At 42.3% G+C, this 16,226-nt stretch carries 14 protein-coding genes; 12 read left to right on the top strand and 2 right to left on the bottom strand.

Annotated elements, in window-relative coordinates; translation table 11 throughout:
- Window positions 1–9 precede the first annotated feature (9 nt).
- From fucP to ACIQXR_RS08795, 5 genes are all read left to right on the top strand, one after another.
- The gene (gene fucP / locus ACIQXR_RS08775; RefSeq protein WP_402867857.1) at window positions 10–1,356 is read left to right on the top strand and encodes an L-fucose:H+ symporter permease; all 1,347 of its coding nucleotides are present in this window, start codon (window positions 10–12) and stop codon (window positions 1,354–1,356) included.
- Between the two features lie 174 nt (window positions 1,357–1,530).
- Entirely contained in the window at window positions 1,531–2,544 is a 1,014-nt protein-coding gene (locus ACIQXR_RS08780; RefSeq protein WP_402867858.1) for an aldose 1-epimerase family protein, read from the top strand.
- A gap of 14 nt (window positions 2,545–2,558) precedes the next feature.
- Entirely contained in the window at window positions 2,559–3,479 is a 921-nt protein-coding gene (rbsK, locus tag ACIQXR_RS08785; protein WP_402867859.1) for a ribokinase, read from the top strand.
- 191 nt (window positions 3,480–3,670) lie between these two features.
- Window positions 3,671–4,672, top strand: coding sequence for a 2-hydroxyacid dehydrogenase (locus ACIQXR_RS08790; RefSeq protein ID WP_402867860.1), 1,002 nt, complete (start codon window positions 3,671–3,673; stop codon window positions 4,670–4,672).
- Window positions 4,672–5,904: a multidrug effflux MFS transporter gene (locus ACIQXR_RS08795; RefSeq protein WP_402867861.1), complete on the top strand. Its 1,233-nt coding sequence runs from the start codon at window positions 4,672–4,674 to the stop codon at window positions 5,902–5,904. The genes ACIQXR_RS08790 and ACIQXR_RS08795 overlap by 1 nt, the downstream gene beginning before the upstream one ends.
- A gap of 217 nt (window positions 5,905–6,121) precedes the next feature.
- Here ACIQXR_RS08795 and ACIQXR_RS08800 read toward each other — a convergent pair whose 3' ends face one another.
- Complete coding sequence (locus ACIQXR_RS08800; RefSeq protein WP_402867862.1) at window positions 6,122–6,907, bottom strand: SDR family oxidoreductase; 786 nt, start codon at window positions 6,905–6,907, stop codon at window positions 6,122–6,124.
- 201 nt (window positions 6,908–7,108) lie between these two features.
- Here ACIQXR_RS08800 and ACIQXR_RS08805 point away from each other — a divergent pair, with 201 nt between their 5' ends.
- The 3 genes from ACIQXR_RS08805 to ACIQXR_RS08815 all read left to right on the top strand — a co-directional run bounded on the left by ACIQXR_RS08805 (window position 7,109) and on the right by ACIQXR_RS08815 (window position 9,655).
- A complete protein-coding gene (locus ACIQXR_RS08805; protein ID WP_402867863.1) occupies window positions 7,109–8,095 on the top strand; it encodes a Gfo/Idh/MocA family protein in 987 nt (328 codons plus the stop codon).
- A 110-nt stretch (window positions 8,096–8,205) separates the two neighbouring features.
- Entirely contained in the window at window positions 8,206–8,514 is a 309-nt protein-coding gene (locus tag ACIQXR_RS08810; protein WP_402867864.1) for an iron-sulfur cluster assembly accessory protein, read from the top strand.
- 19 nt (window positions 8,515–8,533) lie between these two features.
- A complete protein-coding gene (locus ACIQXR_RS08815) occupies window positions 8,534–9,655 on the top strand; it encodes an NADH-dependent flavin oxidoreductase (protein WP_402867865.1) in 1,122 nt (373 codons plus the stop codon).
- 55 nt (window positions 9,656–9,710) lie between these two features.
- Here the strand turns inward: ACIQXR_RS08815 and ACIQXR_RS08820 are convergent, their stop codons facing one another.
- The gene (locus tag ACIQXR_RS08820; RefSeq protein ID WP_402955936.1) at window positions 9,711–10,490 is read right to left on the bottom strand and encodes a CPBP family intramembrane glutamic endopeptidase; all 780 of its coding nucleotides are present in this window, start codon (window positions 10,488–10,490) and stop codon (window positions 9,711–9,713) included.
- Between the two features lie 593 nt (window positions 10,491–11,083).
- Between ACIQXR_RS08820 and ACIQXR_RS08825 the strand changes: the two genes are divergently transcribed.
- The 4 genes from ACIQXR_RS08825 to kynU all read left to right on the top strand — a co-directional run bounded on the left by ACIQXR_RS08825 (window position 11,084) and on the right by kynU (window position 16,226).
- The gene (locus ACIQXR_RS08825) at window positions 11,084–12,733 is read left to right on the top strand and encodes a SulP family inorganic anion transporter (protein WP_402867867.1); all 1,650 of its coding nucleotides are present in this window, start codon (window positions 11,084–11,086) and stop codon (window positions 12,731–12,733) included.
- Window positions 12,734–12,814: 81 nt separating this feature from the next.
- Window positions 12,815–13,228, top strand: coding sequence for a MerR family transcriptional regulator (locus tag ACIQXR_RS08830; RefSeq protein WP_402867868.1), 414 nt, complete (start codon window positions 12,815–12,817; stop codon window positions 13,226–13,228).
- A gap of 159 nt (window positions 13,229–13,387) precedes the next feature.
- On the top strand, window positions 13,388–14,902 hold the full coding sequence (locus ACIQXR_RS08835; protein WP_402867869.1) for a carboxylesterase/lipase family protein: 1,515 nt from the start codon (window positions 13,388–13,390) through the stop codon (window positions 14,900–14,902).
- Window positions 14,903–14,939: 37 nt separating this feature from the next.
- Complete coding sequence (kynU, locus tag ACIQXR_RS08840) at window positions 14,940–16,226, top strand: kynureninase (protein WP_402867870.1); 1,287 nt, start codon at window positions 14,940–14,942, stop codon at window positions 16,224–16,226.

Consider the following 16,226-nt stretch of genomic DNA (forward strand, 5'->3'; position numbering starts at 1 on the left):
ATTACAAAAATGGCAAAGACAAAAATAATTCAACTGTCGGATGGATACCTTAATCGGACTCCTATTCTACAATTCATTCTCTTATCCACATTATTTTCCATGTGGGCAGTGGCAGCTAGTTTGAATGATATATTAATTACTCAGTTCAAAAGTGTGTTCGAATTAAGTGATTTCGCTAGTGCTTTAGTACAGAGTGCTTTTTATGGAGGCTATTTCTTGGTAGCCATTCCAGCTTCGATGGTTATTAAGAAGACGAACTATAAGTTTGCCATCATAACAGGATTATGCTTCTATATCATTGGATGTTCTTTATTCTTCCCAGCGTCACACTTGGCGACATATACTATGTTCTTGTTTGCACTTTTTGCTATTGCAATCGGTTTAGGTTTCCTCGAAACGGCAGCCAATACCTATAGTTCCATGATAGGTCCCAAGCAATATGCGACGCTCCGCCTGAATATTAGCCAAACGTTTTATCCCGTTGGATCTATTTTAGGGATTTTGCTAGGAAAATATCTAGTTTTCCAGGAAGGCGAAAGTCTTCATGTTCAAATGTCCAAAATGTCTCCTGCAGAAGCACAAGCTTTTGGAATCGAGATGTTACAGCATACACTAGAACCATATAAATATATGATTTTCATACTAATCGGAGTGCTGGTGATATTCCTCTTCACTAAATTTCCAACATGCAAACCGGAAAAAGTCGAACAAAATGGCACTAAACCGGCTCCAAATATCCTAAAAGCGTTGAAGCACCTGGCTGGAAATAAACGATTCCGAAATGGAATCATCGCAGAATTTTTATATGTGGGAATGCAAACCACGGTTTGGGCTTTCACGATCAGGTTAGCCTTACATCTAAATCCACATATCAATGAAAGAACTGCTTCAAACTTTATGATTTATAGTTTTATAGGATTTTTCATTGGGAAATTCATTGCAAACTTTTTGATTGCTAGATTTTCGTCTTCTAAAATCTTGGTCATTTATGCAGTTTTCGGATCAGCTTTATTGGCTTACGTGGCAGTCGTGCCGAATATGACTGCTGTATATGCGGCAATCGTTGTTAGTATGCTTTTTGGACCATGTTGGGCCACGATTTATGCAGAAACTCTAGCTGTAGTTGATAAGCAATATACTGAAGTGGCGGGTGCCATCTTAGTAATGTCCATTGTAGGGGGAGCCGTTATACCGGCTCTTCAAGGGTTAGTGTCAGACACTTTGGGATCAATGCAATATGCGTTTGTCGTATCCATGCTATGTTTTGTGTATATAGGCATTTACTTTTATCGAGAAATGAAAAGGTCTGCAAACATGAAAAAGGATGCAGAACAAACAAGCGAATTAATTTCTTGAAAATTAGGTTCGAGCTTTGCTTATGTCCTCAATTATATCGGCAATCATTTTTGACAAACTCAGTAAGCATAATAAGAAAAGAGGCAGGGGGCCCTGGAATGAACTCTGGATGTAACAGGGTTTCCTAAGGGGACCCTGTTAGCTGTTATTCGAAGGAAGGAAGGAAGGAAAAGTATGGTAGGAACGATTGAACTACAAAGAGGATTCTTCAAAGAAAACCCTACAGTATTTTTTAGAAGTACCGAGTTTACTGTTACTTTATTTCGTTATCCATCTGGAGTTGAAGCGATAGAAGTGACAAATTCCCGTGGGAAAATGGTGGTTCTTCCTTATTTAGGTCAAATTGTTTGGGACTTAGTTTTTGATGGAATTGAACTGAAGATGAAAAATATGTTCACTCAACCGAAACAAGTAGATGAAATTGTCGATACATATGGATGTTTTGCTTTTCATTCCGGTTTGATTAGCAATGGCTGTCCAGGACCTGAGGATGATCATGTCTTACATGGTGAGATGGCCTGCGCGAATATGGACCATGCCTGGCTGGAGGTTACGGAAAATAGTGTGAAAATTGGTGGATCGACAGAATACATAAAAGGGTTTGGCCATCATTATATCGCTAAGCCAAGCGTCAAGATGATTGCTGGGGAAGCCAACATCGAAATGGGCATGTACGTGAAAAACTTATCTGGCACAGACATGCCTCTACAATACATGTGCCATACCAACTACGCCTACCTGGATCATGCAGTAATGAAGCAAAACATTCCTAATAGTGCGTTTGAGTTACGTGCCTCCATCCCTGACCATGTGAAACCTACTGAAAAGTGGTTGGACTTTAATAAAGAAATCCGTGTAGGCAAGGAACCTATATCGATTTTGGACCGTCCAGATATGTATGACCCGGAAATTGTTTTCTTTATGGATGGATTGAGTAAGCATCAGAAAGAAGCAAGTTTTGAAATGACTTCGCCGGAAGGAACTACTTTTTTCACCACGTTCTCTACGGATGAATTTAATTATGCGACAAGATGGTTACTGTTTAATGAGGACCAGCAGGTTGGAGCATTTGTATTGCCCGCTACATGCCGGCCTGAAGGGTTTTTGGCAGCCCAAGATTCAGGAAGCTTAATTAAGTTGGCCTCAGGTGAGGAAAGATCATTTACAATTGTAACTGGAAAGAAATAAGGAGGAAATAGAATATGGATATAGCAGTTATCGGATCCAATATGGTGGATTTAATTTCATACATTGACCAAATGCCAAAAGAAGGGGAAACCCTCGAGGCACCAAGTTTCGAAATTGGGTGTGGTGGAAAAGGAGCCAACCAGGCAGTGGCCGCAGCCAAAATGGGCTCTAAGGTCATGATGCTTACTAAAGTCGGAGATGATCTATTTGCAGATAATACGATTAGCAATCTAGAACGTTATGGAATAGATACTGAATTTACAAGTAAGGTCCCGGGAACATCAAGTGGTGTGGCACCGATATTTGTGGACCCACAATCGAGGAACCGGATATTAATCATCAAAGGAGCAAATGAATATCTTGTACCCGAGGATATCGACAACGCGGGGGAAAAGCTGAAAAAGTGTTCCTTAATCATTCTTCAATTGGAGATCCCCTTACCAGCTGTTTATCGTGCCATTGACTTCGGTAAGGAGAATAATATACCGGTTATATTGAATCCTGCTCCTGCCTCAAAAGAGTTGAATTTTGATTACGTTTGCAAGTGCGATTTCTTCATTCCTAATGAAACGGAACTGGAGATTTTAACCCAGATGCCAGTAGAAACGGATCAACAAGTGCAGGAGGCAGCTTTAACCCTTATCGAGCAAGGGGTGAAAAATGTTATTGTGACACTTGGAAGCCGTGGGGTGATGTGGGTTACAAAAGAAAAAGTGGAACGGATCGATGCATATGAAGTCGCCGCCATTGACACTACTGGAGCCGGAGATTCATTCATCGGATGCTTCGCCCACTTCTTTGTCAAAAATGGAGATATCCTTCACGCCATCAAGATGGCCACTGGATTTTCTGCCTTGAGCGTAACAAAACGCGGAACGCAATCCTCTTATCCAGATCAAGACCAGTTAAAGGGATTTTTTGAGAAACAGGTTTGAATATCATAGTATTAGGGGTGCTTCCACAATTGTTGGAACACCCCTTTTTACGTTCGTGTGGAACGAGATGGGTAGAGATAAGATAAGTATAAATGAATAGGTAGAGAAGGAGATTAATGTTCAATTATCGAAATTGTAGATATGTAAGTAAAAAGTACATAACTATCAATCTGTAAGTAGGAGGGCTATTTGTGAAACCTAAAGTGTATATAACGAGAAAAATGCCAGACCAAATCGTGAATGGCCTAAGTGGAAATTTTGAGGTAACGATGTGGCAAGATGAAACGACTCCGGTTCCTAGGGAGGTCCTGGAAAAAGAGATAGTGGGGGTTGACGGTCTATTTTGCTTGTTGACGGAACAAATCGATGAATCCTTGATGGAGAAGGCGGCCAACCTAAAAATCATTGCGAACATGGCTGTGGGGTATAACAATATTGATTTACAAAGCGCGACAGATAAAGGAATCATGGTGACGAATACACCGGGGGTTTTGACGGAAACGACAGCGGACTTAACTTTTGCCTTGCTGCTTGCAACGGCCAGAAGATTGGTAGAGGCGACAGGTTATCTCAAAAGTGGTCAATGGAAAACATGGTCCCCGATGCAGTTGACTGGACAGGATGTACATGGCGCAACGATAGGAATCATCGGATTGGGAAGGATCGGTAAAGCCCTGGCGAAAAGGGCAAAAGGATTTGATATGAATCTTGTATACTATAATCGTAGCCGTAAACTTGAAGAAGAAAAAGAGTTGGGAATCGAGTTTGTATCACTTGAAGAGCTCCTTAAGATTTCGGATTTTGTCTGTGTCATGGTGCCACTCACTTCCCAAACTAGCTATATGATCGGTGCCGAGCAATTAGCCTTAATGAAAAAGACGGCCGTACTCATCAACACGGCAAGGGGCGATATCGTCGATGAAAGGGCATTGTACCAGGCTTTGGTAAACCAAGAAATTTGGGCTGCCGGCTTGGATGTATTTGAAGAAGAACCGGTTCCTTTAGATCACCCTCTCTTGACCCTACCTAATGTGGTGACACTCCCACATATCGGCAGCGCCAGCATCGCCACGAGAATGAAAATGGCAAGCCTTGCTGCAGAAAACTTGATGGCAGGCCTGACGGGCGCCCTTCCTGGCAATCTAGTGAATCCGGAACTAACAAGTGTGCAAAAAGGGAGAGGACATTCATAATGGAATTGAAAGAAACCATATATACTAGCAATAAAATGCCGACAACAAAAAAACTATGGATGGCACTTATGCTCGGTTCTTTTGCGGCAATCGGGCCTCTGTCACTTGATATGTATTTGCCTGGTCTACCAACACTTGCAGATGATCTGCAAAGCAGTACGTCTTTGGCTCAGCTCAGTTTGACCGCTTGTTTACTAGGATTGGCATTAGGACAAATATATTTAGGCCCCCTGAGTGATGCGAAGGGGAGACGGACCCCGTTAATCATCTCTTTGTCGATTTATAGTGTGTCTTCTCTGCTATGCGCCTTTGCTCCCTCCATTGAAATGCTTTTATTATTACGGTTCATCCAGGGAGCTGCAGGTGCTGGGGGAATTGTCATTTCCCGGGCCATTGTCCGCGATCTTTTTTCTGGTACGGATTTGACCAAATTCTTTTCCATGTTAATGCTTGTGAATGGGGCGGCACCGATTTTGGCACCGGTTTTAGGAGGGCAACTGCTACAATTTACATCTTGGCGGGGAGTTTTCATCGTCATTTTTGCTCTAAGTGTTATTATGGTTGCCGCTGCTTTTTGGGGGATAGAGGAAACACTCACACCAGACCTACGAAGTACAGGGGGCATAACCAATACAATACGTACATTCGGTGATTTACTGAAAAATCGTGTGTTTATGGGATATGCACTTTCTCAAGGGTTTGTAACGGCGGCTATGTTTGCTTATATCTCAGGTTCACCTTTTGTACTTCAAAATATCTATGGTATTTCTCCGCAAACATTCAGCCTGATCTTTGCGATGAATGGGATAGGGATCATTATTGCATCCCAGACAACTGGCAGACTGGCTGGGAAGATAAAAGAAGAAAAACTCCTACAAATAGGGTTGGGCCTTGCGTTATTTGGCGGGATTATTCTGCTCATGTCCATCATTCTGGGAGTTGGAATTGCGGGAATTTTAATTGCTTTATTTCTATCTGTCTCGAGTGTCGGGATCGTGGGAACGACAAGTTTCGCATTAGCTATGCAGGACCAGGGGAAAACGGCAGGGAGTGCCTCGGCTTTAATCGGTCTTCTGCCTTTCGTACTAGGTTCGCTCATGGCCCCTTTGGTGGGGATTGGTGGAGGTGATTCACCTCTGCCGATGGGAATCGTGATGGTAAGTTGTCATGTTATTGCCATGTCCTCTTATCTATTTATCGCCCGAGGCGGTTTGAGAAAAGCTGTTGCATAAGGAAAGTGGCCAACCCATTATAGGAAAAGTTCAAAGTAAGAGGGGTGGCTCTTTAAGAAAACAGGAAAAGCAATCCCACTCTCTTATGTATAATTTCTATTGGCAGGGAACAAAAAAGTTCAACTGAAAACTTTGCCCAATCTTTTTTAATTTAGTAAGAAGAGGCAGAAGTGTGGTCAAATCATACACTTCTGCCTCTTCTCAAGTCTTTAGATTCTTATAAGAGCGATTCAGCTCCGTCAATATACACTTCAGTCCCGGTAACGTGGGAGGACATGTCCGATGCAAGGAACAAAACAAGGTCTCCTGCTTGTTCAATCGTTCCGGCTTTCTTTGCAAGTGGTTGAGAACCTTCGGGATACTCAATCGGTATTTTGATTTTTTCCAAGTTTTCATCTTCAGGATAGGTATTGTCGTCGATGTTGGTGTCGATGGAGCCTGGGCAGATGATATTCACGCGTATTTTGTACTTGGCCAATTCAAGTGCAGCCATCTTGCCGAAAGCGACCTGACCGGCTTTTGATGAGCTGTATGCGGAAAAACCAAAGTTCTTGAAAAAACGGTTTCCGTTAATGGAACTGTTAATGGTGATGCTGCCGCCTGTTTCCTTCATATAGGGAATGGCGTATTTTATGGTTAGGAAGGTTCCTTTCAAGTTGATGTTGAGTGTTTGGTCCCAATCTTCCGGCTTAATATCTTCAATGGGGGCAATTACCCCGTTAATACCAGCATTGGCAAACACAAAATCAATTTTTCCAAAATGCTCGAAGGCGGCCTGGAAAGCCTTCTCAACCTGTTCGGGTTGGGAAACATCCGTTTTGATGATTAAAGCTTCTCGTCCGAGGTTTTCGACTTCTTCCTTGACCTTTTCGGCATTTTCAACTGTGCGGTCAAAAAAAACGATGTTTGCACCGTTTTCCGCAAGTTTAATGGCGGCACCCCGGCCAATTCCGGATCCTCCGCCGGTAATGATGGCGACTTTATTCTTCATCAATTCTGTCATTGATTTCACACGCTCCTTTTTAATGTACTTCCCATGAGGGAGTATGTAGAAACATCAAGTCAGTAGTAATAGGAAAAGTATAAAGGAAAATAGATTGAAAAATCCAATATAAACCAAATTTTTTAGCGTTTTTCTTTATTTTTTTGCAAAGTCTGGTTATATTGAGGACAAAGTCTGTTAATTAAAAGGAGAATCTAACGAATGATACGTTATGGGATTATTGGTACAAATTGGATTACAGAGCGTTTTTTGAATGCGGCAAAACACGTGGAAGGCTTTTCATTAAATGCGGTCTATTCACGCACAGAAGAAAAGGCCAGGGATTTTGCAGATAAGTATGGAGTTAAACATACATTTACAGACTTGGAGGAGATGGCGAGCAGTTCCGAGATTGATGCGGTCTATATAGCCAGTCCCAATTCTCACCATAGTCGCCAGGCAGTCATGTTTTTACAGCAAAAGAAACATGTCTTATGTGAAAAACCATTGGCTTCGAACGCCGAAGAAGTGAGGGAAATGATACAGGCGGCACAGCAAAACGAAGTGCTGCTCATGGAAGCGATGAAATCAACGATCATGCCAAGTTTTGAAAGCCTAAAGGAAAACATCCATAAAATTGGTGAGGTTCGCCGTTACCAAGGAAGTTACTGTCAATATTCTTCCCGGTACGATTCGTATAAATCAGGTACCATATTGAATGCATTCAACCCTGAGTTTTCAAGCGGCTCTTTAATGGATTTAGGTATTTATGCCGTTTATCCGCTTGTCGTTCTATTCGGTAAACCGAATAAGATCCAGGCATCTGGAACATTACTAGAGTCAGGAGTTGACGGTCAGGGTACCATCCTCCTTTCATACAACGACATGGAAGCCATCGTGATGTTTTCCAAGATCACTGAATCGACTCAACCTTCAGAAATACAGGGAGAAGCAGGTACCATCCTCATCGACAAAATTTCCAGTCCGAACGAAGTGGATATTTGCTACCGTGATGGAACAAGGGAGAGTCTCTCGGTTAAACAGGAGTTCCCTCCGATGTATTATGAAGCGAAGGAGTTTGTAGAATTGATCCAGCAGGGGAAAACGGAATCGGATAAGAATACATTTGCCCATTCGTTATGGTCGATGGAAATCATGGATGAAGCTAGAAAACAGATGGGTGTCATTTTTCCCTCAGACCGAAGATAAGCATTTTATTAGACATGATTCGGCAAAAAGCGTATAAATGGATGTTACAGAATGCCTATTTTTGGGTAGATTTTTAGTACATAGAAATTTCAGATGTTGGAGGAATTAATATGAAATGCAAGATTAATCGAAATGCAGCAAAGGTCTTACAAAAGATGTTGAGTAGCGAAGAAGCGGAAGGGAAAATGATTCGGGTGTATATCACGCATATGCACGGCGATCATGCCCACTATGAGATGAAGCTTGATGTTCCGACGGAGCATGATGAAATTGTCAAGACGGATAAGGATATCGATATACTGCTGGATTCACGTGAAGAATTCTTGGACGGAGTATGGATTAAATATTTTTATGTGCCAGAAGAAGGTTTCGAAATAACCAATCCTTCGAAAGAACCTCATGGCCATCACCATCATTAAAAATTAGGGGGAATTAGGCATGACAGAATTATACGAAAAGCTTTTTCAACCATATAAATTCTCTTCTGGGGTCGAAGTGAAAAACCGTATCATGCTGGCACCGATGACGCATTATTCTTCAGATGACCAAGGATACGTGACGGAAGAGGAATTAGCTTATTATGCAGAGCGTTCGGCAGGAGTGGGTACGGTAATCACAGCATGTGCCTATGTAATTGCAGGTGGAAAAGGATTCCCTGGCCAATTCAGTGCTGATGATGATGCATTCATTCCATCACTCCGAAAAGTGGCAGAAACCATTCAAGGCAAAGGGGCCAAAGCCATTTTACAAATTTATCATGGAGGTCGCCAAAGTCCGCCGGATTTATTACCAGATAATCAACCTGTTTCTGCAAGCAGCGTTGCTTCAAGCGAGGGTGCACCTGTTCCTCGTGAAATGACGGAAGATGAAATTCAAGAAGTGATTAAAGCGTTTGGAGAGGCAACGAGAAGAGCCATCGAAGCAGGATTTGATGGTGTCGAGATTCATGGGGCGAATACATATTTACTTCAGCAGTTCTTCTCTCCTCATTCCAACCGTCGCACAGATAAATGGGGGGGAACGCTTGGAAAACGTATGATTTTCCCACTTTCCATTGTTAATGAAGTAGAAAAGACTGTGGAAGAGCATGCGAAACATCCGTTTGTCATCGGCTACCGCATTTCTCCGGAAGAGGGTAGCGAGCCTGGCATCACTTTGGATGATACGCTTCAATTCGTAGACCGGCTTGCGAATCAAAACCTGGACTACATCCATGTATCGGTAGGCCATTTCTGGAATGGCTCATTCCGTGAGAGTGATAGAACGGAATCGAGAATCGTTAAAATATATGAAAAAGTGGGCAATCGGATTCCAGTAATCGGAGTAGGGGCCCTTCATACACCTGAAGAAGTGGCGGAGGCCATGGAAACGGGCGTTCCTTTTATTGCACTTGGCAGGGAGCTGCTTATGGAACCGTACTGGATTGAAAAAATCAAGGCCGGTAAAGAAAAGGAAATACGCACGACACTTTCGAAGAAGGATCAAGATGAATTGGTCATTCCAGATCCCCTTTGGGAAAAATTAATCAATGTAAAAGGCTGGCTTCCAGTCGTGGATTGAGTATGAATAATAAATGAGCCCGTCCTTTGTTAAGGACGGGTATTTTTTTGGAAATTTATCTATCGATTGTAACCGATGAATGAGAATGAGAGCTTCTCTTCTTTTTTCTAAACATAAGCAAACCAATGATATAAATGATGAGAAAAGCTATTAAAATAATATCCGTCATTCGTATCGTGGCAACATCTGATACAATTCGACCGGTATATTGCAAAAGGTTATGGAGGAAGTGAAAGATGATCGGAATGATGATCGATTGAGTTTGAATGACGAGTAAAGCTAAGACGAGACCTATTAGTAATGCATAGAACACTTGTATGAAAATAGAAAAGGATGGATTTTGAAATGCCTGGGCAAAGTGCCCAATCCCGAAGAATAAACTTGAAATGATGATGGCCTTGATCTCTCCCTTTGGTAGGAGGATCTTCAGCATCAAGCCACGAAAAACGGATTCCTCGACAAAGGCATTTGTCATAATCCCCAAACTTAATAAGACTAGATAAGAAAAGGATTGAATGGACACTCCTTCGTTGAAGATGACAAGAAGGATTAAAAAGAAGAGCAAGGGCGTATATAAAACCCATTCCCGGACGGATAGCTTCCGGAGTGAATGAAAATAAAAGGTGCCCCATCGATTCTTTATCGTAAAATAAAAAATCAAGAGGAGTGCTAGCGGAATGAAGCCCATAAAAGGCGCAATGGGGTTACTCATCTTTGTTATTTCAGTGATGGCAGCCCCTGTTGAAACGAAAAGCAAAGTGATGATTTCAAGTCCGATAAGAGTTAAATAAGGTCGTTTGAACGTCATTTCATTTTTCATTATATAAGTCATCATCTCCCCTGGTTTGTGTTAAATATTCGTTGCTCGATTGGATTAATCCTGCTACCTTTCAGGCTGAAGATTAACATACAAGGCGCAGAAAGAAATCAGCTTATTTCTTTTGCGCCTCTTTTATTCGCATCTCTACCATCGTTACTCAATACGAAGACGACAAGCCCTTTCATTTGTCCAGTTTTTGTTTCAGGTATATGGACTCGCATTCTATCTTCCTAAAACTCATTAATAGGTCGGGCACCTAATTTACTAGTGTAGAGGGATGGTCCTATTTTGTAATCAAAACGTAATGAATTGTAAAGAATTGTTTACAATGTAAGTAATGTACAGTTTTACGTTTTACTATATAATATGGGAACATGGTTCGAAACCATGAATAAACCCGACAAAGGAGATTACATATGAGAGTTACTTCTTACAATCTATCAAATCCTCAAAGGTTTACCGTGAAAAGAAAACTCCCCTTACACTTTTTCTTTTTCTAAGATGTAAGGCGACTACGTCGCTACCCCAAAATATGTACACCTACTTTTTTTCAATAACCGTTTTCAATAGAGTGCGACTAAAAAGATGAAGGATGTGAGGGTGAATTTATGATGAAGGATAGTAGATTCCAAGGATACAACATGAAAGGATTTCAAAAAGACCTGACAGCAGGCCTGGTAGTGGGAGTGGTAGCCATTCCCCTTGGACTAGCTTTTTCCATTGCATCCGGAGTGGAGCCCATATATGGCTTGTATACGACGATCATTGCAGGAATTCTCATTTCGCTTTTGGGTGGGTCTAAGTACCAAATTGGTGGGCCGACTGGAGCCTTTGTTCCATTACTATTTGGAATCGTCATGCAATACGGTTACGAAAGTCTTCTCATTGCCGGGTTTTTAGCCGGGATTATGTTGGTGGTGATGGGACTGCTTAAATTAGGGAATATGATGAAGTTCATTCCCCGCCCCGTTATCATTGGGTTTACGACAGGCATTGCCATCATCATCTTTTCCGGCCAAATTGCTAACTTTTTAGGCATGAAGGTGGAAAAGCATGAAACGTTTTTGGCTAATATGAAAGAATTGGTGGTTAAAGCAGATACGATGAATGTCTATAGCATAGGCGTGGCACTAATATGCTTTATTGTAATCCTGTTAGCACCGAAAGTACTTCCGCGAGTACCAGGACCTCTTCTTGGATTACTTGTTTCCACAGTGGTAGCCTTCTATTTCTTCCCTAGTAAGGTGGCTACGATTGGATCTACATATGGAGCGATTCCAAGAGGTTTCCCTGAATTTAAAGTGCCAGAGGTTTCGGTGGAAATCATTATCAATCTTCTCCCAGTGGCGCTTACCATTGCATTATTAGGAGGAATCGAATCATTGCTTTCGGCAACCGTGGCAGATAACATGGGTGGTTCGAAACACGACAGCAATAAGGAATTAGTCGGTCAAGGCATAGCGAACATCGCTACACCATTCTTTGGCGGAATCCCGGCTACAGGTGCTATTGCCAGAACGGCCACGAATATTAAGACTGGGGCCGTTTCACCAATGTCAGGGATTATCCATGGAATCGTGGTCTTGATGGTCCTGCTCGTCTTATCTCCTTATGCCACACATATTCCTTTGGCCAGCATGGCGCCAATCCTCATGTTTGTTGCTTGGAACATGAGTGAACGGAAGGAATTTGCCCATGTATTAAAAACAAGGTCGGCTGATTCCGTTGTACTGTTTGTGACATTCCTTGTCACGGTTTTAACGGATTTAATCATGGGTGTCGGTATCGGTTTATTGATTGCCTTCATCACCTTTATCATTAAGATGAGTCACTCATTAAAGATCAGGGAAAGAAGTCACGAAGTTTATCCGGAAATTATTCCAACGACTGCAAGCTCGGATTCAAGAATCGATGTTTACAATTTGGAAGGTCCCTTATTCTTTGGATCCATTGATGTACTGGAATCTAATATTTTGGAAAATTTGGATAATAAGACGGGCGTTTTAGTATTGAGCATGCGAAGGGTATCCTATATGGATACGTCAGCCGAGGCCGCTCTGCTGGCCATAGTCAATCGAATAAGGAAATATAAAGGGAAATTAGTCATCTCCGGAATTCAGCAACAACCTAAGGAGTTGCTGATAAGTACCGGGTTATATCATAAAATAGAAAAACAGCATTTCTTTAAATCCAAGGAAGAAGCTTTATATTTTGCCAAGCAATATGTAAATGTCAAATCAGATCAAGTAGTCTTATAGATGTAACCCTAAAGTCATCCTTTCGGCTTTTTATGGTATAGTTACCGTAATGAGAGATTATAAAAGAAGGTGACTGTCTGGATGGATTTATATCGGATTGGCCAGCTTGCTGAACTAGCTAATGTATCAAGGAGAACCATAGACTATTATACACAATTGGGATTGCTCACCTATGAGAAGACTGGATCGAGGTATCGATATTATACGAAGGATGCGCTCAATCGACTGAGTATGATCGATCGATATAAAGAGCAAAACATGCCGTTGACCGAAATCAAGGAGCGGCTGCAGATCTGGTCCGACAAACCTGTGGATTCTGGAAAGGTACTGGCAAAAGTCGATAAGATTTCTTTAAACCTGAAAGAACTGGAGCGGGAAGTTCTTGAATTAAAGCCACTCTTGGAACAGCTGGATGAACAGCAACTGAAGTTTGCTGTTCATCAGCTCTCCCTAAGAGGCGGATCTTTGATTAGTATCATGAACGCGCTTACATGAACAAGAGTTTTTCCTCATTCAAAAAAGACCACTTTGGTCTTTTTTTTATTTTTTCCGTAGCTTGTAAGAGTAATAAAAACTTTTTTTCGGCAAAGGGGAAGGAGATAGGGGAATGGGAAAAGAAGAACTATAATATATAGATTCAGAAAGGGTGAGTGGATGATTGGTTCAATTGTAACGACGGCAAAAGGGCATCTTCAAGGAACCGTAGAAAATGGTGTAGGCGTTTGGAAAGGCGTCAGGTATGCGAGAGCTCCAATCGACGAATTGCGTTTTCGCTCTCCGGAGCCTGTTGAAAGATGGAACGGTGTCCTGGATGCAGTCAATTTCGGCGCTGTGCCACCACAACCGTTGGAAAGGGCAGCCAGGATGGGGATGACAGACAGTGAAGAAATGGATGAGGATTGTTTATTCCTGAATATCTGGTCTCCTAATGCTGATGATCGGAAGCGCCCGGTCATGGTTTGGATTCCAGGTGGAGCATATATTACGGGATCCGGTTCGATTGATATGTACAACGGTCATGTGTTAGCCAAAACAGGAGATGTAGTGGTTGTAAGCATCAATTATCGGTTAGGTGCTTTAGGATATTTGGATTTTACGGAGTGGAATCATGAGGAGGAACTCTTTGATTCCAACCTAGGTTTACGTGACCAAGTCGCTGCGTTGAAATGGATAAAAGAGAATATTGTAGCATTTGGTGGAGACCCGGAGAATGTTACGGTATTTGGTGAATCAGCTGGTGGCAATGCCGTTACGACTTTACTCTCAGTACCTTCTGCAAGAGGGCTTTTTAAACAGGCCATTGCCCAAAGTCCTGCTCCTACTTCAGTTTACGGAAAAGGTTTTGCACGACAGTTCAGTAAGAAATTTCTCGATATTCTCGGGATTGAAGAGAATGAAGTCGATGTGTTAAAAACACTTCCCGTCCAGAAAATCGTTACAGCTTCATATGAATTATTACAGCAAAACTCTCAAGATCTCCCTGGCTCGCTTTCTTTTGGTCCAGTCGTTGATGGTGACTTTTTACCTGACTATCCATTGGAAGCCATTCGTTCAGGAGCCACTGCTGGAATTCCCCTTCTTATTGGTACAAATAAAGATGAAGCGACTTTATTTGACCAAATGGATCCCCCGTTAATTCCGACAACCGAAGAAATGATTCATAAGATGTTCGAAAATACAGATCCTGAAGCGGAGGAGCGAATCACCAACGCTTACCTAACCTTCCCTAATAAAGAGGCTACCCTAGGCTTGGGGCGTGATGCGACTTTTCATATGCCTTCGGTTTGGTATGCAGAGGCATACAGCCGTCAGGAGAAAACATGGATGTACCGCTTCGATTACCAAACCCCCTCTTTAAAGTTTAGCAAACTAGGGGCGACGCATGGGATGGAGATTTTATATGTTTTCCAGACTTTCGATTCTATAGTTGGAAAACGGATTACTGCCTTTGGCGCTAAGCGTGCTGCCTTGAAATTATCTCGACGGATGCAAGGTCACTGGATTAACTTTGCGAAATATGGGAATCCCAATCCGCCGGAAGGAGAAGTCTGGCCGAAGTATGACGAAACGAATCATTATACGATGATTTTTGATAAAAGGGATTATATAGAAAAGGATCCCAATAGGGTTCACCGGTTGGTTTGGGAGGGTGTAAGAATATATAAATGAAAGAAAACCAGCATGGAAGAAACGGAGGAAAATAAAAATGGATACATATCATTTTCAGCCAACGAAAGAGTTTGCAGGAAAATTGGACCAATGTGATGCCTTAGCCATTTATCGGAAGGAATTTTACTTGACTCCCGGGACCATCTATATGGACGGAAATTCATTGGGACTATTATCGAAGCGGGCGGAAAAAAGTCTTTTGAATTCATTGGAAGACTGGAAGAGATATGGAATCGAGGGATGGACGGAAGGTGATAACCCTTGGTTTTATTTCTCTGAGAGATTGGGAGAGTTGAGTGCCCCTTTGGTGGGGGCGTCAGGTGATGAAGTAATTATGAGTGGCTCGACGACAGGGAACCTTCATCAGCTGGTGGCAACTTTCTTTGAACCGAAGGAAGGACGGAACAAGATATTGGCCGATGAGCTGACGTTTCCGAGTGATATTTATGCGCTTCAAAGCCAGCTTTTGCTACACGGGCTTGATCCGGAAACACATTTAGTGCAGGTGAAAAGCCGTGATGGTAAACTTCTTATGGAAGACGATATCATTGCCGCGATGTCAGAGGAAGTAGCCTTGGTCGTGTTGCCAACGGTTTTGTACCGCAGCGGACAGATTCTGGATATGAAACGATTAACAAAGGAAGCGCACACTAGAGGAATCATCATTGGGTTTGATGGGTGTCATTCAGTGGGTGCTGTTCCACACCAATTTGACGAGTGGGAGGTCGACTTTGCATTTTGGTGTAATTATAAACATTTGAATGGAGGACCGGGAAGTGTTGCAGGCTTATATGTCAATCGAAAACATTTCGATAAAAGGCCAGGGTTGACTGGATGGTTCGGGTCAAAAAAGGATGAACAGTTCGACATGAAACACTCATTCTCCAAGTCTGATTCAGCAGGGGCCTTTCAGATCGGAACGCCACATATATTAAGTATGGCTCCACTAGTCGGTTCGCTTGAAATGTTTGCCGAAGTGGGTATCGAACAGATTCGTACAAAATCTTTGCTTTTGACACAATATTTTATGGACTTGATTGACTCTGAACTTATGGAGTATGGGTTTTCATTCGGGAACCCTCGAGATGATTTTCGAAGGGGGGCTCATATTATCCTTGAGCACCGAGAAGCAGCACGGATATGTAAAGCGTTGAAGAATGAGGGCGTCATTCCGGATTACCGCGAACCGGATATGATCCGGCTTGCACCTGTCTCCCTCTATACCTCCTATCAGGAAGTATGGGAAACGGTCCAGGCACTAAAAAAAATCATGCAAGGGAAGTTATATGAGAGTTATGAAAATATACGGGGAATCATTGCCTAG

Source organism: Peribacillus sp. NPDC097224, from assembly GCF_044761985.1.
In the GTDB taxonomy this organism is placed as follows: domain Bacteria; phylum Bacillota; class Bacilli; order Bacillales; family DSM-1321; genus Peribacillus.

Bases quoted from the DNA above. Each gene is read 5' to 3' on its own strand.
- ACIQXR_RS08825 (WP_402867867.1), top strand. From the start codon at position 11,084: ATGATGAAGGATAGTAGATTCCAAGGATACAACATGAAAGGATTTCAA.
- kynU (WP_402867870.1), top strand. From the start codon at position 14,940: ATGGATACATATCATTTTCAGCCAACGAAAGAGTTTGCAGGAAAATTG.
- ACIQXR_RS08800 (WP_402867862.1), bottom strand. From the start codon at position 6,907: ATGACAGAATTGATGAAGAATAAAGTCGCCATCATTACCGGCGGAGGA.
- ACIQXR_RS08815 (WP_402867865.1), top strand. From the start codon at position 8,534: ATGACAGAATTATACGAAAAGCTTTTTCAACCATATAAATTCTCTTCT.
- fucP (WP_402867857.1), top strand. From the start codon at position 10: ATGGCAAAGACAAAAATAATTCAACTGTCGGATGGATACCTTAATCGG.
- rbsK (WP_402867859.1), top strand. From the start codon at position 2,559: ATGGATATAGCAGTTATCGGATCCAATATGGTGGATTTAATTTCATAC.
- ACIQXR_RS08780 (WP_402867858.1), top strand. From the start codon at position 1,531: ATGGTAGGAACGATTGAACTACAAAGAGGATTCTTCAAAGAAAACCCT.
- ACIQXR_RS08830 (WP_402867868.1), top strand. From the start codon at position 12,815: ATGGATTTATATCGGATTGGCCAGCTTGCTGAACTAGCTAATGTATCA.
- ACIQXR_RS08835 (WP_402867869.1), top strand. From the start codon at position 13,388: ATGATTGGTTCAATTGTAACGACGGCAAAAGGGCATCTTCAAGGAACC.
- ACIQXR_RS08810 (WP_402867864.1), top strand. From the start codon at position 8,206: ATGAAATGCAAGATTAATCGAAATGCAGCAAAGGTCTTACAAAAGATG.
- ACIQXR_RS08805 (WP_402867863.1), top strand. From the start codon at position 7,109: ATGATACGTTATGGGATTATTGGTACAAATTGGATTACAGAGCGTTTT.
- ACIQXR_RS08820 (WP_402955936.1), bottom strand. From the start codon at position 10,490: ATGATGACTTATATAATGAAAAATGAAATGACGTTCAAACGACCTTAT.
- ACIQXR_RS08795 (WP_402867861.1), top strand. From the start codon at position 4,672: ATGGAATTGAAAGAAACCATATATACTAGCAATAAAATGCCGACAACA.